The organism is Xanthomonas sp. LMG 12459, assembly GCF_009192905.1.
Taxonomy (GTDB): Bacteria; Pseudomonadota; Gammaproteobacteria; order Xanthomonadales; family Xanthomonadaceae; genus Xanthomonas_A; species Xanthomonas_A sontii.
The window spans coordinates 25,389-45,155 of record NZ_NSGT01000022.1 but is presented as its reverse complement, the minus strand read 5'-3'; the positions used below and the strand labels follow the sequence as shown (position 1 = coordinate 45,155).

At 71.4% G+C, this 19,767-nt stretch carries 19 protein-coding genes; 12 read left to right on the top strand and 7 right to left on the bottom strand.

The genetic code is table 11. The features are described from left to right. The first annotated feature begins 246 nt into the window (after window positions 1-246). The 3 genes from CEK65_RS04935 (at window position 247) to CEK65_RS04925 (ending at window position 2,997) form a co-directional block, all read left to right on the top strand. A complete protein-coding gene (locus CEK65_RS04935) occupies window positions 247-1,524 on the top strand; it encodes a pyridoxal phosphate-dependent aminotransferase (protein ID WP_152180965.1) in 1,278 nt (425 codons plus the stop codon). 102 nt (window positions 1,525-1,626) lie between these two features. Further along, a complete protein-coding gene (locus CEK65_RS04930) occupies window positions 1,627-2,268 on the top strand; it encodes an SGNH/GDSL hydrolase family protein (protein ID WP_152180964.1) in 642 nt (213 codons plus the stop codon). 57 nt (window positions 2,269-2,325) lie between these two features. Next, window positions 2,326-2,997, top strand: coding sequence for a methyltransferase domain-containing protein (locus CEK65_RS04925; RefSeq protein ID WP_017910897.1), 672 nt, complete (start codon window positions 2,326-2,328; stop codon window positions 2,995-2,997). A gap of 682 nt (window positions 2,998-3,679) precedes the next feature. Here the strand turns inward: CEK65_RS04925 and CEK65_RS04915 are convergent. After that, window positions 3,680-4,471, bottom strand: a complete 792-nt coding sequence (locus CEK65_RS04915) for a polysaccharide deacetylase family protein (RefSeq protein ID WP_193314695.1) — start codon at window positions 4,469-4,471, stop codon at window positions 3,680-3,682. Between the two features lie 43 nt (window positions 4,472-4,514). Between CEK65_RS04915 and grxD the strand changes: the two genes are divergently transcribed. Next, entirely contained in the window at window positions 4,515-5,441 is a 927-nt protein-coding gene (grxD, locus tag CEK65_RS04910; RefSeq protein ID WP_043094779.1) for a Grx4 family monothiol glutaredoxin, read from the top strand. A gap of 267 nt (window positions 5,442-5,708) precedes the next feature. Here the strand turns inward: grxD and CEK65_RS04905 are convergent, their stop codons facing one another. Beyond that, window positions 5,709-6,254, bottom strand: a complete 546-nt coding sequence (locus CEK65_RS04905; RefSeq protein WP_152180962.1) for a DUF924 family protein — start codon at window positions 6,252-6,254, stop codon at window positions 5,709-5,711. A 163-nt stretch (window positions 6,255-6,417) separates the two neighbouring features. Here CEK65_RS04905 and CEK65_RS04900 point away from each other — a divergent pair, with 163 nt between their 5' ends. From CEK65_RS04900 to CEK65_RS04885, 4 genes are all read left to right on the top strand, one after another. Beyond that, a complete protein-coding gene (locus CEK65_RS04900; protein WP_017913208.1) occupies window positions 6,418-7,818 on the top strand; it encodes an amidohydrolase in 1,401 nt (466 codons plus the stop codon). Beyond that, a complete protein-coding gene (locus CEK65_RS04895; RefSeq protein WP_152180961.1) occupies window positions 7,815-9,104 on the top strand; it encodes an amidohydrolase family protein in 1,290 nt (429 codons plus the stop codon). Before CEK65_RS04900 ends, CEK65_RS04895 begins: the two co-directional genes overlap by 4 nt. Window positions 9,105-9,271: 167 nt before the next feature. Further along, a complete protein-coding gene (locus CEK65_RS04890; protein WP_152180960.1) occupies window positions 9,272-10,876 on the top strand; it encodes a rhamnogalacturonan lyase B N-terminal domain-containing protein in 1,605 nt (534 codons plus the stop codon). An 86-nt stretch (window positions 10,877-10,962) separates the two neighbouring features. Further along, window positions 10,963-11,691 carry a hypothetical protein gene (locus CEK65_RS04885; protein WP_152180959.1) on the top strand — a complete coding sequence of 243 codons (729 nt, stop codon included), beginning with the start codon at window positions 10,963-10,965 and terminating at the stop codon, window positions 11,689-11,691. Window positions 11,692-11,725: 34 nt separating this feature from the next. On the opposite strand, the gene CEK65_RS04880 is transcribed toward CEK65_RS04885, so the two are convergent. Then, on the bottom strand, window positions 11,726-12,559 hold the full coding sequence (locus tag CEK65_RS04880; protein ID WP_026144748.1) for a cellulase: 834 nt from the start codon (window positions 12,557-12,559) through the stop codon (window positions 11,726-11,728). 317 nt (window positions 12,560-12,876) lie between these two features. Between CEK65_RS04880 and CEK65_RS04875 the strand changes: the two genes are divergently transcribed. From CEK65_RS04875 to CEK65_RS04865, 3 genes are all read left to right on the top strand, one after another. Next, a complete protein-coding gene (locus CEK65_RS04875) occupies window positions 12,877-13,506 on the top strand; it encodes a DsbA family protein (protein WP_152180958.1) in 630 nt (209 codons plus the stop codon). A 47-nt stretch (window positions 13,507-13,553) separates the two neighbouring features. After that, window positions 13,554-14,495 carry a DegV family protein gene (locus tag CEK65_RS04870; RefSeq protein WP_152180957.1) on the top strand — a complete coding sequence of 314 codons (942 nt, stop codon included), beginning with the start codon at window positions 13,554-13,556 and terminating at the stop codon, window positions 14,493-14,495. 81 nt (window positions 14,496-14,576) lie between these two features. Beyond that, a complete protein-coding gene (locus CEK65_RS04865; protein WP_017913202.1) occupies window positions 14,577-14,915 on the top strand; it encodes a hypothetical protein in 339 nt (112 codons plus the stop codon). A 60-nt stretch (window positions 14,916-14,975) separates the two neighbouring features. Here the strand turns inward: CEK65_RS04865 and CEK65_RS04860 are convergent, their stop codons facing one another. Beyond that, the gene (locus CEK65_RS04860) at window positions 14,976-15,887 is read right to left on the bottom strand and encodes a DMT family transporter (protein ID WP_152180956.1); all 912 of its coding nucleotides are present in this window, start codon (window positions 15,885-15,887) and stop codon (window positions 14,976-14,978) included. Continuing rightward, window positions 15,884-16,675 carry a PhzF family phenazine biosynthesis protein gene (locus tag CEK65_RS04855; RefSeq protein ID WP_152180955.1) on the bottom strand — a complete coding sequence of 264 codons (792 nt, stop codon included), beginning with the start codon at window positions 16,673-16,675 and terminating at the stop codon, window positions 15,884-15,886. Before CEK65_RS04855 ends, CEK65_RS04860 begins: the two co-directional genes overlap by 4 nt. Before the next feature lie 106 nt (window positions 16,676-16,781). Between CEK65_RS04855 and CEK65_RS04850 the strand changes: the two genes are divergently transcribed. Beyond that, window positions 16,782-18,194 (top strand): PLP-dependent aminotransferase family protein, encoded by a 1,413-nt coding sequence (locus CEK65_RS04850; RefSeq protein WP_152180954.1) that lies wholly within the window; start codon window positions 16,782-16,784, stop codon window positions 18,192-18,194. Between the two features lie 226 nt (window positions 18,195-18,420). On the opposite strand, the gene CEK65_RS21295 is transcribed toward CEK65_RS04850, so the two are convergent. Next, window positions 18,421-18,549, bottom strand: coding sequence for a hypothetical protein (locus CEK65_RS21295; protein WP_017908007.1), 129 nt, complete (start codon window positions 18,547-18,549; stop codon window positions 18,421-18,423). 329 nt (window positions 18,550-18,878) lie between these two features. Further along, the gene (gene fghA / locus CEK65_RS04845) at window positions 18,879-19,709 is read right to left on the bottom strand and encodes an S-formylglutathione hydrolase (protein ID WP_017908006.1); all 831 of its coding nucleotides are present in this window, start codon (window positions 19,707-19,709) and stop codon (window positions 18,879-18,881) included. Window positions 19,710-19,767 lie beyond the last annotated feature (58 nt).

Sequence of the window (19,767 nt, the reverse complement as noted above, 5' to 3'; positions counted from 1 at the left end):
GCAGGGCGGCGCCTTGCGTGGTTGGCCCGCGCCGCAGGCGGCGTCCCGGGAGTCGCCAGCAGCGGCGCATGATCCGCGCCACGCGTGTGTGGCCGCCACACGGGCCAGCCATCGCGCCACGCCCGTCGCAGCGCCAAGCGTGGCGGCCGGGCGCCGTAGACGACCCGCCACCACGGCGCCCCACCGCCCCGCCGCGGTGTCACATTTCCGCTACCATGCAGGTCCCACGCCCCACCGGCCAATGCGATGCCCACCCTGCCGATCAAGCCGCTCGCGATCCGCGAACGCCTGTCCGAAGTCCGCTACGAGATCCGCGGCGAACTGGCACGGCGAGCCCGCGAGCTGGAGGCCCAGGGGCGCAAACTGATCAAGCTCAACATCGGCAATCCCGGCGCGTTCGGCTTCCGTGCGCCCGAGCACCTGCAGCGCGCGATCGCCGACGACATGGGCCGCACCGATCCCTATACCCACCAGCAGGGCCTGCCGGAGGCGCGCGAGGCGATCGCCGCGGCCTACGCCCGGCGCCAGCATCCGGACGCGCACCCGGACCGCATCTTCGTCGGCAACGGCGTCAGCGAGCTGATCGACCTGTCGCTGCGTGCGCTGCTCAACCCCGGCGACGAAGTGCTGGTGCCCTCGCCCGACTACCCGCTGTGGTCGGCCGCCACCATCCTCAACGACGGTCGCCCGGTGTACTACCGCTGCGCGCCGGAGAACGGGTTCCAGCCCGACCCGGTGGAGATCGAGACGCTGGTGTCCTCGCGCACCCGCGCCATCGTGCTGATCAACCCGAACAACCCCAGCGGCGCCAGCTACTCGCGGGCGCTGCTGGAGAAGATCGTCGCCATCGCGGTCAAGCACAACCTGCTGCTGATGGTCGACGAGATCTACGACCAGGTGCTGTACGACGACGCGGAATTCGTGTCGGTGGCACCACTGGCCGGCGCGCATCCGTGCATCAGCTTCGGCGGCCTGAGCAAGGTGCACCGCGCCTGCGGCTGGCGCGTGGGCTGGGCGCTGCTGTCGGGCGACGCCGAGCGCGTCGGCGATTTCCGCAACGCCATGGACCTGCTCGGCGCGCTGCGCCTGTGCGCCAACGTCCCCGGCCAGTTCGCCATCGATGCCGCGGTCAACGGCCCGGACACGATCTCGCCGCTGTGCGCCCCGGGTGGACGCCTGTACGAAACGCGCCGCGCGGTGCTCGAGGCGTGCGCGGCCAGCGAGCACCTGTCGCTGGTGCAGCCGGCCGGCGCGCTGTACGCGTTCCCGGCCGTGGTCGGCGCCGCCGCGCGCGGGTTCGACGACCACGCCTTCGCCCTGGAATTGATGGAACAGGAAGGCGTGCTGGTGGTGCCCGGCTCCAGCTTCAACGTGCCCTACCGGCACCATTTCCGCGTCACCCTGCTGCCGGAGGCGGCGACGATGCGCGAGGTGTTCGCGCGCATCGACCGCGTGCTGGCGCGCCGCGCCGAGGACGTCACCAAGGTGGTGCCGCTGAAGCCGCGGGCGGCTGTGGGGCGGTGAGTGGGGACTGGCGAATCGGGAATCGGGAATCGGGAATGGCTAAGCGTGCGCCGTTCCTGGAGCGCGTATCCCGGTGATATGGCAGCTGCCGGTTCCGCTTAGATGAGCAAAGGTAGTTTCGCCACGCCCGAGCACACACCGCTGCGCTACCTGGCGCTGGGCGATTCCTACAGCATCGGCGAAGGCGTGGACGCCGACGGACGCTGGCCGATGCAGCTGGCCGCGGCGTTGCGCCGCGACGGCATCGCCCTGGCCGATCCGCAGATCGTCGCTACCACCGGCTGGACCACCGACGAACTGGACGCCGGCATCGACACGGCCGCGCCGCGGGGACCCTTCGACCTGGTGACGCTGCTGATCGGCGTCAACAACCAGTACCGCGGCTATCCGCTCGACGACTATCGCGCGCAGTTCGACGCGCTGCTGCAGCGTGCGATCGGTTTCGCCGACGCGCGGCCGCAGCGGGTGCTGGCGGTGTCGATCCCGGACTGGGGCGTGACCGCGTTCGCACAGCCGCCCGCACACGATCCGGCGCGCATCGCCGCGCAGATCGACGCCTTCAACGCCGCCGCGCAGGCCTGCTGCGCCGCGCGCGCGGTGCGCTTCGTCGACATCACCGGCTGCAGCCGCGATGGCGGCGGCGATCCGTCGATGCTGGCCGCGGACGGGCTGCATCCGTCGGCGGCGATGTATGCGCGCTGGACCGCGCGGCTGTTGCCGGCGGCTCGCGATGCGTTAGCCTAGCTGGCGTACGCCCGCTGCCAAGGACCGACATTGCGCGACGCCAGCACCACCCAGCCCATGACCCGCCCGCAGGCCCTGGCCATCGCCCGCGCCTTCCTGCCCACGCATCCGCTTGGCAACCGCTACGACTACTACTACACGCGCACCAAGCTGCGCACCGATCCGCTCTACCCCGGCGTGCTCGCCGCGCTGCGCGGCACCGACGCGCCGGTGCTGGACCTGGGTTGCGGGCTGGGCCTGCTCGCGCACGCGCTGCGCGCCGACGGCCAGCGCCAGCGCTACCACGGCGTGGACATCGACGCGGCCAAGATCCGCCGCGCCGGCGCCATCGCCGCCCGCAACGGGCTGCAGGACACGCATTTCGCGGTGGTCGACCTGGGCCAGTCCTGGCCCGAGCACCACGGCAGCGTCGCGATCCTGGACGTGCTGCAGTACCTGGACCGCGACATGCAGTCCAACCTGATCCGCAGCGTGGCGCGCATGCTCACGCCCGGCGCCAAGCTGGTGATCCGCAGCGGCCTGGGCGATGCCAGCGGCCGCGGCCGCACCAGCCGCATCACCGACGTGCTCGCGCACCTGGCCGGCTGGATGCAGGAACTGCCCAAGGCCTACCCCACCCGCGACAGCCTGCAGGCCCAGCTCGACGCCGCCGGCCTGCGCGCCAGCTTCGCGCCGCTGTACGGCAACACGCCGTTCAACAACTGGCTGATCGTGGCGGAGCCGCGTTGACGTCGCAGCTGTCGCGCGAACTCCCGGTCTGCACGACCTTCTCGCCGATCGTGGCCCAGCGCGCGCGACAGCGAGCGTCCTCCGCGTCGGCGCGTTCCCCGCTGCAAGCTGCCATGCCGCCGCACAGCGGCATGGAGATGGCCTCCCATGCACTGAAGGCTGCAGTGCGCGAAAGACGGCCTCTGGCGGTTCCTGGCGGACGGTTTTCAGGTGTGCGATAGTCCGCCCGACCAGCCACGGACTCGGCAGAGGGACACATGGATGTTGCGCCACTACTGGCGACATTGCGAGGGATCGCTGCGGCTATTCGCTCACCGTCGCGGCGCCAGACCGCGGACGTGCGACGCGTCTTCGCGGACCGCACCGAGATGCACCAGTACTTCGACGCGCAGCACGCGGCAGGCTACGACTGCTTCGTCACTCGCCTGCGAGACGGCTGGGAGGTGCGCAGTTACAAGCGCACCAGATGAAAGCGCAGCCGGGCCTTGCGCCATGCTGCCTGCACTACATCTGCACACGCCGGATGGTCATGCCTTCGCCGCATGCGCCGACCACTCCGTGCAGCGAGCGACAGATACCCCTCGGGAGCCTGTCGGCATGCCGCCCCGTGCATGCACACGGCCGCCGCAGCGTATGCGCATCGGCACCACGCCACAGAGCAAGCGGGGAAGCGCGTCCAGCCTCAGGTCGGGCGGATCGTCTCCAGCCCGCGCGCCTGCAACGCCTGCAACACCCCCTCCACGATCGCCGGATTGTGCCCGTGCGCCGCGCCCTCGTGCAGCAGCACGATGGCGCCGGGGCGCAGATCGCGGGCGATGCGCGCGACGGTGATCGCGGGGTCGCAGCGCACGCCATCGAAGCCGCGCGCGCTCCAGGCCACCCGGGTGAGGCCGTGCTGGCGCAGCGGTGCGGCGACGAAAGGGTTGGTCATGCCCACCACCGAGCGGTACCAGCGCGGCGCAGTGCCGGCGATCGCGGCCAGGGTCTGCTGCGCCTGGCCGATTTCCTGCGCCATGCGCCGTGGCCCCAGCGCCCAGAACCACGCCTGCGGATGGTGCTGGCTGTGGTTGCCGATGCCGTGGCCGCGGCGCAGGATCTCGCGTACCAGTTGCGGGCGCGCGGCGGCGCGGGCACCGACCAGGAAGAACGTGGCCTTGGCCTGGTGGCGGTCGAGCAGGTCCAGGATCGCCACGGTGTCGTCGGAGGGGCCGTCGTCGATGGTCAGCCACACCCGCGGCGCGCTGCCGGGCAGGCGATCCAGCACCGGCGCGTACAGCCGCGCCCGCGGCAGGAACACCGGCAACACCAGCGCGGCGTGCGACAGCAGCAGCGCCGGCAGGCCGACTGGCCAGCCATATGCCCACCACAGCCCCGCCACCAGCGCCTGCGAGGCCAGCGCCCAGGGCAGCCAGCGGTAGGGGTGGCGCGGGATGCGATGCAGCGTTTCCGGAACTGTCATGCCCCATGATGCCATGCGGCGTAGAATGACCGGTCCGACTCTGCGACGACTGCCTGCCATGTCCCTCGACCCCGCCCTGCGCTCCCGTATCGAAACGCTGCTCAGCTCCAACCGCGTCGTGCTGTTCATGAAAGGCCAGCCGAGCATGCCGCAGTGCGGGTTCTCCGCCAAGGCGGTGGGCGCGCTGAACGAGCTCGGCGTCGACTTCGCCCACGTCAACGTGCTGGCCGACCAGGACATCCGCGAGGGCATCAAGGTCTACGGCGACTGGCCGACCATCCCGCAGCTGTACGTGGACGGCGAGCTGATCGGCGGCAGCGACATCATCCTGCAGATGGCCGGCAGCGGCGAGCTGAGCGAACTGCTCGGCGTGGCCGCGCCGGACCGCACGCCGCCGTCGATCACCATCACCGACGCCGCCGCCGAGATGCTGCGCGGCGCGCTGGCCGACGCCCCGGGCGCGAGCCTGGCGCTGGCGATCGACGCGCAGTTCCAGCCGAACTTCCAACTGGCGCCGACCGATCCCAACGCCATCGCTGCCGAGTCCAACGGCCTGCGCGTGCAGTTCGACCTGGGCAGCGCGCGCCGCGCCGACGGCATCACCATCGACTGGGTGGACGACATCCGCGGCCGCGGCCTGGCCATCGACAACCCCAATGCGCCCAAGCCGGTGCAGGACCTCAGCCCGCGCGACGCCGACGACCAGGTACGCGCCGGCGGCCTGCTCCTGGTGGACGTGCGTCCGCCGGAAGAGCGCGCGGTGGCAGCGGTCAATGTGCCGTTCCGCACCCTCGACGGCGAGCAGCGCGCGCAACTGGAAGCGCTGCCGAAGGACACCGCCCTGGCCTTCCTGTGCCACCGCGGCGGCCGCAGCGCGCAGGCGGCCGAGCACTTCCGTTCGCTGGGCTTCACGAAGGTGCACAACGTGGTCGGCGGCATCGACGCCTGGACCGACCAGGTGGACGGCAGCGTGCCGAAGTACTGAGTCAGGCACCTCGTGGGTTGCGTCCCGTGCGGACGTGTCGAAAGGGCGATCGAACGATCGCCCTTTTTTGTGCCCGCGCGCCGCGATCGCCACACGCACACGCTCCTACCCTGGGCACACACTCGCCTGGCGTCTTGCGCAAGTGCTGACGGCAGCACCGAAGTCCGGCGCTCCCTGTGGGAGGGACTTCAGTCCCGACTGCAATGAGGTCCGATGCGCCAGTGGCTTCATCCGCATGAAGTGGCGAGCGCACAGGCACCGCTTCCCTCAACCAGCAAACCCACCCGCATCCAGGAACGCCTGCTCCTCCGGCGTGGTCGTGCGCCCCAGCGCCACATTGCGGTGCGGGAAACGACCGAAGCGCTGGATCACGTCTTCGTGCACCACCGCCCACTGCAGCGACTCCGCATCGCCGAGCGCGCTGAACAGCTCCACCGCCTGGCGCTGCCGCGCCGCGTCCTCGGCATGCGTGTAGGGCAAATAGAAGAACATCCGCAGTTCCGCGTCGGTCTGCTGGTCGAAGCCTGCCGCCAGCGCCTGGTCGGCATAGCGGCAGGCCAGGCCGTCGGTGGCGAAGGCGTGCGCGCTGCCGCGGAACACGTTGCGCGGCACCTGGTCGAGCAACAGCAGCAGCGCCAGTGCGCCTTCGGCGTCGGTCAGCCAGTCGCTGCGTTCGCCGCGCGCGGCGGCGTGATGCGCCTCCAGCAGGTGCTGGCGGACATTGGCGTCGAAGGAGTCGTTGGCGGCGAACCAGCGTTCGCGGCCGGCACTGCGCCAGAAGTCCACGACGGTGCGCGCGGGGGTGTCGGTCATTGCGGTGTCCATTGACGGGAATCGCGCTGCATAACAGGTTCCGCGTCGCGATTCGGTGCAGCAAGGCGTGCCGATGCCGCACCCGCACTTGGCAAGCGCGCCGGCTCGGGCTAGCGTGCGGGCACGGCCGCAAGGGCCGGATTCATCTTCCGGGGAAAATTCGATGCGTCATCTGTTGCTCGCCTGCCTGGGCGTGGCGTTGTGCGGCCCGGCCGCCGCGGCCTCGCGTTTTGTCGACGATCCCTATCCCAGCACCTATCGCGCGCTGGCGTCGGTGCCGGTGCTGATCGAACACGCCACCGTGCTCACCGGCACCGGCGAGCGCCTGGACGATGCCGACGTGCTGCTGCAGGACGGCCGCGTGCAGGCGGTCGGCCGCGCGCTGGCCGCGCCGGCCAACGCCACCCGCATCGACGGCCACGGCAAGTGGGTCACGCCCGGCATCATCGACGTGCACTCGCACCTGGGCGTGTATCCCAGCCCGGGCGTCAGCGCGCACAGCGACGGCAACGAGGCGACCGCACCGGTGACCCCGAACGTGTGGGCCGAGCATTCGATCTGGCCGCAGGATCCCGGCTTCGGCACCGCGCTAGCCGGCGGCGTCACCGCGCTGCAGGTGCTGCCCGGCTCGGCCAATCTGGTCGGCGGCCGCGGCGTCACGTTGAAGAACGTGCCGGCCACCACCTACCAGGCGATGAAGTTCCCGGGCGCGCCGTGGGGCCTGAAGATGGCCTGCGGCGAGAACCCCAAGCGGGTCTACGGCGAGAAGGGCGGCCCGTCCACGCGCATGGGCAACGTCGCCGGCTACCGCGCCGCCTTCATCGACGCCAGCGAATACCTGCGCAAGAACGCGCCCAAGCAGAAGAGCCCGCCCAAGCGCCACTGGTGGAGCCGCGGCAACGGCGACAACGACAGCAGCGGCGACAGCGGCGGCAAGCGCGACCTCAAGCTGGACACGCTGGCCGGCGCCATCAATGGCGACATCCGCGTGCACATCCACTGCTACCGCGCCGACGAGATGACCACCATGCTCGACCTGGCCAAGGAGTTCGGCTTCAAGATCGCCGCCTTCCACCATGGCGTGGAGGCCTACAAGATCGCCGACCGCCTGGCCCAGGAGAACGTCTGCGGCGCGCTGTGGGCGGACTGGTGGGGCTTCAAGATGGAGGCCTTCGACGGCATCCAGGAGAACATCGCCCTGGTCGACCGCCCCGCCAACGGCTGCGCGATCGTGCACTCGGATTCGGAGGAAGGCATTCAGCGGCTCAACCAGGAAGCGGCCAAGGCGATGGCCGCCGGCCGCCGTGCCGGCATGGACATCCCGCCCGAACGCGCGATCCGCTGGCTGACCAGCAACCCGGCCAAGGCGCTGGGCATCGACAGGCAGACCGGTTCGCTGGAGCCGGGCAAGATGGCCGACGTGGTGCTGTGGAACGGCAACCCCTTCAGTTCCTACGCCCTGGCCGACAAGGTCTACATCGACGGCGCGCAGGTCTACGACCGCGCCGACCGCCGCCTGCAACCGACCTCCGATTTCATGCTCGGCCAGGAGGCTGCCCGATGAGCCGCGCCCTGCTCTCGTCCCGTCGCCTGGCGCAGCGCCTGGCCCTGGCCGCCTGCCTGCTGCTCGGCAGCGCGCCCGGGTTCGCCCAGGACGTGCTGATCCGCGGCGCCACCGTGCACACCGCCAGCGCCCGCGGCACCCTCGCCAATGCCGATGTACTGGTCCAGGGCGGCGTGATCCGCGCGGTCGGCCCCGGCCTGAGCGCGCCGACCGGCGTCGCCGTGGTCGAGGCCAAGGGCCGGCCGCTGACCCCGGCGCTGTTCGGCGGCATCACCGAGATCGGCATCGAGGAAGTCTCCGGCGAGGCCTCCACCGTCGACAGCACGCTGACCCTGCCGCACGACCAGCCGATGCGCCCGGAGTTCGACGTGACCCTGGCCTACAACCCCGAATCGGTGCTGATCCCGGTCGCACGGGTGGAAGGCATCGGCTTCACCGCGCTCGGCGCCAACACCGGCGGCGCCTTCGTCGCCGGCCAGGGCGCGGTGATGCGCCTGGACGGCGGCGCCGACCCGATCGGCCCGCGCGCGCTGTACCTGCACCTGGGCAGCGATGCGCTGGAACTGAGCGGCAAGTCGCGCGCTGCGCAGTGGATGCTGCTCGACCAGTTGGTGGCCGAAGCGCGCGGGCGCATGCCCGCTGATTCGCCGCATGCGCTGCTGACCCCGGCCGGACGCGCGGTACTGGCGCGCTACCTCGCCGGCCAGGGCCGCATCGTGGTGACGGTGAACCGCGCGGCCGACATCCGCCAGTTGCTGCGTTGGGCACAGCGCGAGAAGGTGCGCATCGCCATCGCTGGCGGCGACGAGGCCTGGAAGCTGGCGCCGGAACTGGCGAAGGCGCAGGTGCCGGTGTTCGTCAACGCGCTGGACGACCTGCCGGCCAGCTTCGACCAGATCGGCGCCACCCTGGAGAACGCCGCACGCCTCAACGCCGCCGGCGTGGCGGTGAGCTTCACCCAGGGCGGCGACGGCGCGCACAACGCGCGCAAGCAGCGGCAGCTGGCCGGCAACGCGGTCGCGCACGGGCTGCCGTGGGACGCCGCCCTGGCCGGCCTGACCCGGGTCCCGGCCGAGGCCTTCGGCGTGGGCGACCGTCTGGGCAGCATCGCCCCGGGCAAGCTCGCCGACCTGGTGCTGTGGGAAGGCGACCCGCTGGACGTGGCGCATTACGCCGAACAGGTCTGGCTGGGTGGCCGCGCCATCCCGATGCGCTCGCGGCAGACCGAACTGCGCGACCGCTACATGCAGCAGAACGGCGCGCTGCCGAAGGCGTACACGCACTAAACCGCGTCGAGCACGCCGGGACGGCATCGCACTGACGATGCCGTCCCGCCGGTGGCGACGCCCCGCAATGCGCACCTGAGCGCTGCCCCACCGCCGCGCGGAAACGGCATCGCGTCCGCGTCCGCGCGCAGTAGGCTGTGCGCCTCGCTGCCGTCGCCCGCGCCGCCATGCCCTGCTTGCTTCGCCTGCTGCTGTGCTGCCTCGCCCTGTACGCCGCGGCACCCGTGCTGGCAAACGCAGTCGATTTCGGCGTCGCTCGGGTCGGCGATCGCTTCGTCGTCGACAGCGGCGCCGATTTGCAGTTCAGCGTGGACGCCCGCACCGGCGACGTGGTCTCCATGCGCTACCGCGGCGTCGAACTGGAGAGTCCGGAAGCCAAGCACTCGCAGATCGCCTCGGGCCTGGGCAGCGCCCGCGTCGCCGCACGCACTGTCGGCGACACCATCGTGGTCTCGGCCAGCGCTGGCGACCTGGTGCAGTACTACATGGCGCGCAAGGGCCGCGACGCGCTCTACCTGGCCACCTATGCGCCGACCCTGCTGCCGGTCGGCGAACTGCGCTTCATCGCCCGCCTCGACGCAACCAAGCTGCCCGACGCCGAGCGCGAACCGGATTCCAACATCGGCACCGCGATCGAAGGCAAGGACTTATTCCTGCTGCCGGACGGCCGCACCAGCTCCAAGTTCTACTCGGCACGGCGCGCGATCGACGACAGCGTGCATGGCGTCAGCGGCCCCGGCCCCGCCGTGCGGATGTGGATGGGCGATCGCGAACACAGCGCCGGCGGGCCGTTCTTCAAGGACATCGCCACGCAGCGGACCACGCGCACCCACGAGCTGTACAACTACATGTTCTCCAACCACACCCAGACCGAACCCTACCGCGGCGGCCTGCACGGGGTGTACGTGCTGCAGTTCAGCCGCGGCGGCGCGGAAGCGCAGGTGCCGCCGGACCTGCGCTTCGTCGACGCGTCGCTGGGCTTGCAAGGCTTTCTGGGCGCGGAAGCGCGGGGTGCGGTGGCCGGCCAGGTCTCCGGCATCGACGCAGGGCAGCCGGCAGTGGTGGCCCTGCGCAACGCGCAGGCGCAGTACTGGGCCAGGGCCGATGCCGACGGCCGCTTCCGCATCGCCGGCATCCGCCCCGGCGCGTACCGTATCGCGCTGTACCAGAACGAGCTGGAGGTGGCCCACGACACCGTGCAGATCGCAGCCGCGGCCACCGCGCAGGCCGCCCTGCACGCGGTGCCGCTGCCGGGCCAGGCGATCTGGCAGATCGGCGATCCCGATGGCACGCCGGCCGGTTTCCGCAACGCCGCGTTGCTGGCGAGCGCGCATCCCTCCGACCGGCGCATGGCGCCATGGGGACCGCTGACCTATCGCGTGGGCCACGACCGTCTCGACGCATTCCCGGCGGCGCAATGGGGCGGCGTCAACACGCCCACGCACATCGCCTTCGTGCTCTCGCCCGAGCAGGTCCACGCCTACCGCCTGCGTCTATTCGTCACCCTGACCCAGGCCGGCGGCCGTCCGCAGCTGCGGGTGAACGATCGCTGGAGCGGACCCGTGCCGCCGCGGCCGGAGCAGCCGGACAGCCGCGGCATCACCCGCGGCACCTACCGCGGCAACAACGCCGTCTATCTGTTCGACATCCCGGCCAGCGCGCTGCAGGCCGGCCTCAACACGCTGGACATCGACGTCGCCTCGGGCTCGCCGGACAATGGTTTCCTCGGCCCGGGCATCGTCTTCGACAGCGTGCAATGGCTCGCGCCGTGAGGCACTGCGGGCAGACGCGCCACACGCGCCGGCGAGGACGTCGCCACGCTGCTACGCTGCGCCCCTGGCCCGACGGAGACATCCCGATGCGCGGTTCGCTGTCCCTCCAGCGCCTGCTGCCGCTGGCGCTGCTGGCCCTGGCCTGCGGCGCCGGCGCCGCGCCGCCCACACCCGGCGTCTATCTCGCCGATGGCGGCGACCGCCTCGACGTCGCGCGCGACGCCGACGGTCTGGGCTTCTCGCTCGACGTCACCGGCGCCAACGGCCATACCTGTGCGCTGGACGGCACGCTGCAGGGCGAACTCGGCTTCACCCGCGCGCACGACGACGATCCCGCGTCGCTGTGCCGCACCCGCCTGCACGCCGAGGGCGACGCCATCCGGGTCAAGGCGCTCACCCCCGACACCTGCCGCGACTACTGCGGCGCACGCGCCTGGTTCGAAGGCGACTACCGACGCGCCGCGCCGGCCTGCGTGCCCGAGGCGGCGGAGGCCACGCGCGCGCGCTTCCTGCGCCAGTACCAAGCCAAGGACTACGCCAACGCCGAACGCACTCTGGCCGCGCTGCTGGACGGCTGCGGCAAGACCCTGTTCTGGCTGGACGCCGCGCAGGTCCGCACCGATCTGGCGCTGACCCAGTATCACCTGGGCGACCGCGCCGGTTGCCTGCGCACGCTGGCACCGGTGCTGGAACGCGCCGGCAGCGGTGCCGAGGACGTGCGCAACAGCCTGCCGCCCAGCGATGCCGACGGGTTCCTGCCGATCGCCCGCGCCGCCTGGCACAACGCGGCACTGTGCAAGGCGCCGCCGCGCTGAGCCAGGCAGGAACGGCGGCGCCAATGCGGCGCCGTCAGTTGGCGCCGATATTGGCCTGGATCCAGGCCCAGCCGTTGCCGCGCACCACCTCGAAACCGGCCTCGACCACGTGCAGGTACATCGCGTTGCTGAAGCGTCCGTCCTGCGCGCGGTGCGTATGCAGCCAGCTCAGGAACGGTTTGATGTCGATGTTGAGATTGCCGTTGCTCGGCAGGGTCGGCTGGCCGGCGGTGTTGTGCGGAATGAAGGTGTAGACGTAGTAGCCGGCGGCGCTGTTCATGCCTTCCCACAGATCGAAGGTGTAGCCGCCGGCGCTGATGACGTTGCTGGCGGTGAGCGTGCCGATCGGATACGAGTTGTGGCCGCCCCAGATCATCACTTCGGCCTGCGGAATCGCGCTGGACGACACCGTGCTGTCCCAGCGGAAGAACAGGTCGTAGGCGAAGTCGCCGGCCAGGTTGCTGCCGCCGGACGAGTACGCGAAGGTCGCCGGCAACGACCGCAGCGCCGAGACCTGCCGCGGGAAGGTGCGGTCGGCAGTGGGATTGAAGCCGTAGTGCGAGCCGCGCAGGATCGCCGGATAGCCGTACAGACTGGCGTTGGGGAAATTGAAGGTCACGGTCATGCTCGGCGTGCTGCCGCTGTGGAACGTGCCCTGGATGACGTTGTTGGGGTCGTTGAAGTTGTTCACCCAGGCGTACTGGTTGCCGTACACCTGGTACGGCCCGGCCAGCGCCATCGGCGCGATCGCGAGCAGGGCGGTGGCGAACAGCGCGCGCAGGGTCCGCGCCCAGCCGCGCGGCGACCTGACGACCGTGGCGGGAAGGCGCGGCGAAGCAGCGGCGGAAACGGAAGCGGAAGCGTGCATGGCGGTCTCTCCTGAGCGTGCAGGGGCAGCGAATCTACTGCCGCGGCGGACGCTAGCAAGGTGCACGTACCGCGAGCTATGACAAGACCCGCGCATGCCATGCGCCAGCGCAATAGCGCTACCGCGATCCAGGCCACGGCCGCGCGGCGCTTCACAGATATCGCGTGCCAGCGAGATTTCCGCCACGGCATCGTCTACGCATTGCGGTCGCCCCGGCGAACGGACGTCAACGACATCTCGCACTGCAGCATGCGATGTACGCAGTCGCAGCGCGCGCGACGCCGCGATAAGCTGATGCGTCATGACGGAGAAGCACGATGACGTTGCGCTGGTATTTCGATTTCATCTCGCCGTTTTCCTATCTGCACTGGCAGCAGGTGAAAGCGCTGCCGGAGTTCTCGCGGATCCAGCCGGTGCCGATCGTGTTCGGCGCGGTGCTGGCGCAGCTGCAGACGCGCGGGCCGGCCGAGGTGCCGCACAAGCGCGAGTTCACCTATCGCTTCGTGCAGTGGCAGGCGCAGCAGCAAGGCGTGCCGCTGCGCTTCCCGCCGGCACATCCGTTCAACCCGCTGACGGCGCTGCGCCTGTGCATCGCCGCCGGCACCACGCCGCAGGCCATCGATGCGCTCTTCGACTGGCTGTGGCGCGATGGCCACGCGGGCGACGACGCCGCGACCCTGGCGCCGGTCGGCGAGGCATTGGGGATCGCCGACGTGGCCGCGGCCACCGCCGATGCGCAGGTCAAGGCGCAACTGCGCGCCAACACCGAACAAGCGCTGGCGGCCGGCGTGTTCGGCGTGCCGACCCTGCAGATCGACGACACCCTGCTGTGGGGCAACGACGCGCACCCGCTGATGCGCGCGGTGCTGGCCGACCCGCAACTGCTGCAGCGCGGCGACATGGCGCGCCTGAGCGCGCTGCCGGTCGCGGTGCAGCGCAACGCCTGAGCGGTCGCCATGTCCATCGATCTCCCCAATCACTGGAGCTTCAGCGGATGCGCATCGGCATCGTCGTAGATTCCGCCTGCGACCTGCCGCAGGACTACATCGCCCAGCACGACCTGGTGGTGTTGCCGATCAGCGTGCGCCTCGGCGGCACCGTCCTGGCCGATCGCCGCGACGAAGCGGCGACGCTGGAGTTCCTGCACGCACAGGTCAGCGCGCACGGCGCCGAAGCCGAGACCGTGCCGTACAGCGTGGCGCAGATCCGCGAGCTGTTCCTGAGCCGGCTGGTCATCGACTACGACCACGTGTTCTGCCTGACCATCGCCAAGACCCGCAGCCCGATCCACGACCACGCGCAGCAGGCCGGCTTCGCCATCCTCAGCGACTACAAGCCGATCCGTCAGGCTGCCGGCCACGCCTCGCCGTTCGCGCTGCGGGTGATCGACACCCAGAACCTGTTCGCCGCGCAGGCCGTGATCGCCGTCGAGGCGGTGCGGATGCGTGCCGACGCTGCCGGCGTGCAGGCCATCCGCGAGCGGCTGGAGACGCTGGCCGAGCACACCCATGGCTACATGATCGCGCGCGACCTGTACTACCTGCGCAGCCGCGCGCGCAGCAAGGGCGACCGCAGCGTCGGCCTGCTCAGCGCCGCGCTCGGCTCGGCCCTGGACATCAAGCCGGTGCTGCACTGCCACCGTGGCGAGACCGCGCCGGTGGTCAAGCTCAAGGGCTTCGACCACGCCGTGCAGACCCTGTTCGGCCTGGCCGCCAAACGCGTGGCCGCCGGGCTGATGACGCCCACGCTGTGCCTGAGCTATGGCGGCGAGCTGGCGGAACTGCGCGCCCTGCCCGGCTACGCGGCGCTGCGCCAGGCCTGCGACAGCCACGGCGTTGAGCTGCTGGAGAGCGTGATGAGCCTGACCGGCATGGTCAATGTCGGCAAGGGCGCGCTGGTGCTGGGCTTCGCCGGGGAGGCGCTGCGCTTCGGCTGATCGCCCGCTGGCCGCGTCGACGGCGGGTCGCCGCCGGCTCTGCTAGGCTGCGCCGCTTCGTACCGCCCACAAGAGATGCCCATGGCCGTCACCTACTCGATCAGCCTGCCCGATCCCGCCCGTGCCCGCGGCAGCAACCCGTCGCTGAGCTTCTCCGCGCACGGCGCCGACGCCTTCGCCGAACAGCTGCAGGCCGCCCTCAGCGACCCGGCCTGGTTCGAGCGCTGGCGCGCCATGCAGCCGGAGCCGGACGAGGTCGATCCGGCGCTGGGCGTGACCGATCCGGCAGCACGGGTGACCGGCCGCCAGGACGATCTGCGCATCGACCTGTCCGCGACCACCAGCATCCCCGGCGACATCCTCAAGCAGCGCCTGCGCCTGCTCGCCGGCAGCGGCTGGGAACTGCGCGACGTGCGTTGAAACGCCCGCCCAGGCCACCGCACTGCGGTGGCCGACGCGCCCACGCGGAGCCGCGCCACGCTACGACGCGGCCACCGCCCGGCGCGGCCAGGACCAGCGCAGATTGACCGCCAGCGTCCCCAGCACGATCAGCGCCAGGCCCAGCCACTGCACCGGCACCAGCCGGTGGCCGTACAGCAGGTAGTCCAGCAGCAGCGTCACCAGCGGGTAGACGAAGGCGACCACCGCGATCGCCGCCACGTGCAGGTGCCGGTAGGCGCTGTAGAACAGCACGTACACCACGCCGCTGTGGATCACCCCCAGGCCGATCAGCCAGAACCAGTGGCGACCCGGGTGCAGCGCGGCGCCGCTGGAGAAGCCGGCCAGCATCGCCGCACCGACCCAGCACTGCACGGTCACCACCGCCAGCGGCCGCTCGCGACTGATCCGCCGCGACATCAGCAACGACGCGCCGCACAGCAGCGCGCCCAGCAGGGTCAACGCGATCCCGCCCAGGTAGCCGCGGTCGGCGCTGGACCACAGCCGCAGCGGGTCCGCCGAACAGGCCACGCCGACGAAAGCCAGCAGGGTCCAGCCCAGGTCGGAACGGCGGCTGCGCTCGCCCTGCAGCAACGCCGCCAGGATCAGCATGACGAACGGGAACACGTGGTAGACCATGGTCGCCACGCCGATCGACGAACGCGCCATGCCGGCGAACAGCGCCACCCAGTTGAGCACCAGCAACACGCCACTGAGCGCCGCGTCGCGCAACAGCGCGCGCTCGCGCCAGAGGCCGCGCAACTGCCCGCCGAGCAGGCCGCACACGGTCAGGAACAGCGCGCCGAACAGGCAGCGGTAGAACACCGCGGTCACCGGATCCTGGCCGCTCTCGTGCACGAACACGCCGACCGAACCGATCAGCACCTCGGCCAGCAGCAACTGCCACAGTGCCCGCCGGGACGCGCCCGCGGATGTCGCGACGGCGGCGCTCACAGCGCGATGCTCCCGTGCAGGTACTGCACCGCCGCGCCACGCACCTGCACGTGGTCCGGCAGCACCCGGCACTCCAGTTCGCCGCCGCGCGCAGACGCCTGCCACGCACGCAGGTCGCACTTGCCCAGGCGCTGCGCCCACAGCGGCGCCAGCGCGGCGTGGATCGAGCCGGTCACCGGATCCTCGACGCCGCCGTTGGCCGGCCAGAAATAACGCGAGACGAAATCGTGCTCGCGCCCGGGCGCGGTGACCGCGACATCGCGCGGTGCCAGCACCGGCATCCGCGCCAGGTCCGGCACCACCGCGCGCACCTGGGCTTCGTCCGCGTACACGGCGATGTAGGCCTGGTCGTTGCGGTACGCCGCCTGCGGCGCGATCGACAACGCCTGCGCGAGTGCCTGCGGCACCGCCGCCAGCGCGGCCGGCGCCTGGTTCGGAAAGCGCAGGACGAAGCGCCCGTCGGCCTCGCGGTCCACACCCAGTTCGCCGACCGCCGCGGCGCGGAACCGCAACGGCAGCGGCGCCAGGCCCTGGGTGGCGACGACGAAGGCGCTGGCCAAGGTGGCATGGCCGCAGAACCCCACTTCGCGCAGCGGCGAGAACCAGCGGATCGCGAACGCGCCGTCGGCCTCGCGCACGAAGAACGCGGTCTCCGACAGATTGTTTTCGCTGGCGATGGCCTGCATCAGCGCGTCCGGCAACCACGCCTGCAGCGGCACCACCGCGGCCGGGTTGCCGCGGAACCGCACCGTGGTGAAGGCATCGACGATGAACAGCGGCAGTTGCACGCGCGGCCTCGGGAATGGGGAAGGACACGGCCAGTGTGCGCCGGGGTGGGCGACCAGCACAGAGTCAGATACGCTGCAAATCGACCGATACAGATGAGGCCGCCGCATGCGCCTGTACGAAGCCCTCGCCAGCCAGCTGCGCGACCAGATCGCGCAGGGCACGCTGCGTGCCGGCGAGCGCCTGCCGTCGATCCGGCAACTGGCCGCCGGCCACGGCATCAGCGCCGCCACCGCGGTGCAGGCCTGCCTGCAGCTGGAACGCGAAGGCCGGGTGCAGGCGCGGCCGCGCTCGGGCTACTTCGTGCGCGCCGCGGCCACACCGCAACCGGCCGGCGCAGGCGCCGCTACCCGGCGGCGCGCCCCGGGCGCAGTCGCCAATCCCGCGCTGCAAGGCGTGCTGGACATGCTCGCGCGCTCGGATCTGGTGCCGCTGCACACCGCCACGCCAGCGGCGGCGCTGCTGCCCGGCGCGCACCTGGCCAGCGCGCTGGCGCGGCAGTTGCGCCGCCAGCGCAGCGCCGCGCTCGACTACGCACCGCCGCAGGGCCACGCCGCGCTGCGCCGGCAGATCGCGCAGCGCTACGCGCACTGCGCCACGGTCGTTGCCGCCGACGAGGTGGTGGTGACCGCCGGCGCGATGGAGGCGATCAGCCTGGCGCTGCGCACGCTCACCGCCCCCGGCGACGTGGTGCTGGTCGAGACCCCGACCTACCACGGCATCCTGCAGGCGGTGGCGGCGCTGCGGCTGAAGGTGCTGGAGGTCCCGAACCGGCCCGGCCAGGGCATCGACGCCGCACGCCTGGACGCGCTGCTGCAGCGCACGCCGGCGCGCGCCGCGGTGCTGGTGCCGAACTTCAACAATCCGCTGGGCAGCCTCACCCCCGATGCCGCCAAGCGCGCCGTGCTGGACAGTTGCGCGCGCCACGGCATAGTGGTGATCGAGGACGACATCTACGGCGAACTCGACTGGTCGGGGCAGCGCCCGCGGCCGCTGCGCCATTTCGACACCCACGGCAACGTGATCACCTGTGGCGCCTTCTCCAAGGTGCTGGCGCCCGGCCTGCGCGTGGGCTGGCTGCTCGGTGGCGCCTGGACCGACGCGCTGGTGCGCGCCAAGTACTTCTCGACCATCGGCGGCGCCAGCCTGCCGCAACTGGCCCTGGCCGACTACCTGCAGCGGCACGACCTGGAACGCCACCTGCGCAAGCTGCGCCGCACCCTGGCCGACAACGGCCAGCGCCTGCGCGAGGCGGTGCTGCGGCACTGGCCGGCCGACACCCGCATCGGCGACCCGGCCGGCGGCCTGTCGCTGTGGCTGCAACTGGCCGACGCCGGCAGCGGCCAGGCGCTGTTCGAGGCCGCTCTCGCCGCCGGCATCGGCACCTCGCCCGGGCACCTGTTCTCCAGCCGCGGCGACTATGCCGACCACCTGCGGCTGAGCTGCGGCCAGCCGTGGAGCGAGACGCTGGAAGATGCAATGCGGCGGCTGGGCAAACTGGCAACGCGACTGCCGCGCTAGCGCCGCGTCCAGCGCCGCACCGCGGTCCCGATGCGAAGTTCGCTCCCAGCGCTTGCTCGCACCGCGCCTGCAAGGCGCCCTGGGCCGCCTCCGAGCGACGCCGTGCATGCAACTCCACATGCACATCGACCCATCACGGCGATCGCCCCGCGTGCGACACGACCGCAGCGGCCGCATCCGGCGCAACGGCGTGACCACGATCGACGTCAGCCAGGAGCGGCGTGCGCTACGGCGTTGCCGCGCCGATCGCCAGCGCCACGCAGGCGCCGACCAGGGTGCAGGCGAGCATCGCCACGGGGCTGAGCGGGCTGCGCCAGCGCGGCCAGGGGAGCAGCAGGATGCGACGGCAAGACATGGCGCGGCTCCGATCCAGGGACGTGGCGAGGGCGAACCCTGCGGAATCTAGCCAGCGCCGGTCTCAGCAGGCGCGAACGCGATCGCACAACCGCATGTCGGGCGCTGCGGCGCACCTGATTGTTTACGAGACCGGCCACGTCGCGGCCGCGGCGGTCACCGGGCTGTCATGTGTGGGCTCGGCGAGCCTCGCATGCATCGCGCGCCTGTGGCCGCCTTGCCACCGCGCAGAACGGCCACGGACGACAAGGAGGGAACGCTGCGACTGGCAGCGCAACGCGCGGCCCCCTGCCCGGCGGGCCGCGTCGCGCGGCCGCCGGTGGAGCGCGCTCAGCCCTGCAGGGCGCGCGCGTGGAAGGCGATGTGCTCGCCGATGAAGCTGCCGATGAAGTAGTAGCTGTGGTCGTAGCCGGGCTGCACGCGCAGGGTCAGCGGGTAGCCGGCGGCCTCGGCGGCGGCCTGCAGCAACTGCGGGCGCAACTGCTTGTCCAGGAACTCGTCGCCGCCGCCCTGGTCGATCAGCAGCGGCAGACGCTCGCTGGCACTGCCGATCAGCACGCTGGCGTCGTAGGCCTGCCACTGCGTGCGGTCCTCGCCCAGGTAGGCGGTGAATGCCTTCTCGCCCCACGGCACCTGGGTGGGCGCCACGATCGGCGAGAACGCCGACACGCTGCGGTAGCGGCCGGGATTCTTCAGCGCGATCACCAGGGCGCCGTGGCCGCCCATCGAATGCCCGCTGATCGCGCGCCGGCCGTTGTGCGGGAACTGCGCCTCGATCAGCGCCGGCAGTTCCTGCACCACGTAGTCGTACATGCGGTAGTGCGCGTCCCACGGCGCCTGGGTGGCGTTGACGTAGAAGCCGGCGCCCTTGCCCAGGTCGTAACCCTCGGCGTCGGCGACGCTCTCGCCGCGCGGGCTGGTGTCGGGCGCGACCAGGATCACGCCATGCTCGGCCGCATAGCGCTGCGCGCCGGCCTTGGTGATGAAGTTCTGCTCGGTGCAGGTCAGGCCGCTGAGCCAGTACAGCACCGGCAGGGTGGTGTGCTCGGCCTGCGGCGGCAGGTACACGGCCACCTGCATGGGGCAGCCGAGCACAGCCGAGTCGTGGCGATAGACGTCCTGCCAGCCGCCGCAGCAGGCGTGGTGTTCGATACGTTCCATGGGCAGTTCCGGGAAGAGGGCCTGCGGCCGCGACCGGCCGCAGGCGGGGTGCCGCGAC

Bases quoted from the DNA above. Each gene is read 5' to 3' on its own strand.
- CEK65_RS04935 (WP_152180965.1), top strand. From the start codon at position 247: ATGCCCACCCTGCCGATCAAGCCGCTCGCGATCCGCGAACGCCTGTCC.
- CEK65_RS04915 (WP_193314695.1), bottom strand. From the start codon at position 4,471: ATGGCATCATGGGGCATGACAGTTCCGGAAACGCTGCATCGCATCCCG.
- CEK65_RS04865 (WP_017913202.1), top strand. From the start codon at position 14,577: ATGGCCGTCACCTACTCGATCAGCCTGCCCGATCCCGCCCGTGCCCGC.
- CEK65_RS04850 (WP_152180954.1), top strand. From the start codon at position 16,782: ATGCGCCTGTACGAAGCCCTCGCCAGCCAGCTGCGCGACCAGATCGCG.
- CEK65_RS04885 (WP_152180959.1), top strand. From the start codon at position 10,963: ATGCGCGGTTCGCTGTCCCTCCAGCGCCTGCTGCCGCTGGCGCTGCTG.
- CEK65_RS04895 (WP_152180961.1), top strand. From the start codon at position 7,815: ATGAGCCGCGCCCTGCTCTCGTCCCGTCGCCTGGCGCAGCGCCTGGCC.
- CEK65_RS04875 (WP_152180958.1), top strand. From the start codon at position 12,877: ATGACGTTGCGCTGGTATTTCGATTTCATCTCGCCGTTTTCCTATCTG.
- CEK65_RS21295 (WP_017908007.1), bottom strand. From the start codon at position 18,549: ATGTCTTGCCGTCGCATCCTGCTGCTCCCCTGGCCGCGCTGGCGCAGC.
- CEK65_RS04905 (WP_152180962.1), bottom strand. From the start codon at position 6,254: ATGACCGACACCCCCGCGCGCACCGTCGTGGACTTCTGGCGCAGTGCC.
- CEK65_RS04880 (WP_026144748.1), bottom strand. From the start codon at position 12,559: ATGCACGCTTCCGCTTCCGTTTCCGCCGCTGCTTCGCCGCGCCTTCCC.
- grxD (WP_043094779.1), top strand. From the start codon at position 4,515: ATGTCCCTCGACCCCGCCCTGCGCTCCCGTATCGAAACGCTGCTCAGC.
- CEK65_RS04925 (WP_017910897.1), top strand. From the start codon at position 2,326: ATGACCCGCCCGCAGGCCCTGGCCATCGCCCGCGCCTTCCTGCCCACG.
- CEK65_RS04870 (WP_152180957.1), top strand. From the start codon at position 13,554: ATGCGCATCGGCATCGTCGTAGATTCCGCCTGCGACCTGCCGCAGGAC.
- CEK65_RS04930 (WP_152180964.1), top strand. From the start codon at position 1,627: ATGAGCAAAGGTAGTTTCGCCACGCCCGAGCACACACCGCTGCGCTAC.
- CEK65_RS04890 (WP_152180960.1), top strand. From the start codon at position 9,272: ATGCCCTGCTTGCTTCGCCTGCTGCTGTGCTGCCTCGCCCTGTACGCC.
- CEK65_RS04900 (WP_017913208.1), top strand. From the start codon at position 6,418: ATGCGTCATCTGTTGCTCGCCTGCCTGGGCGTGGCGTTGTGCGGCCCG.
- fghA (WP_017908006.1), bottom strand. From the start codon at position 19,709: ATGGAACGTATCGAACACCACGCCTGCTGCGGCGGCTGGCAGGACGTC.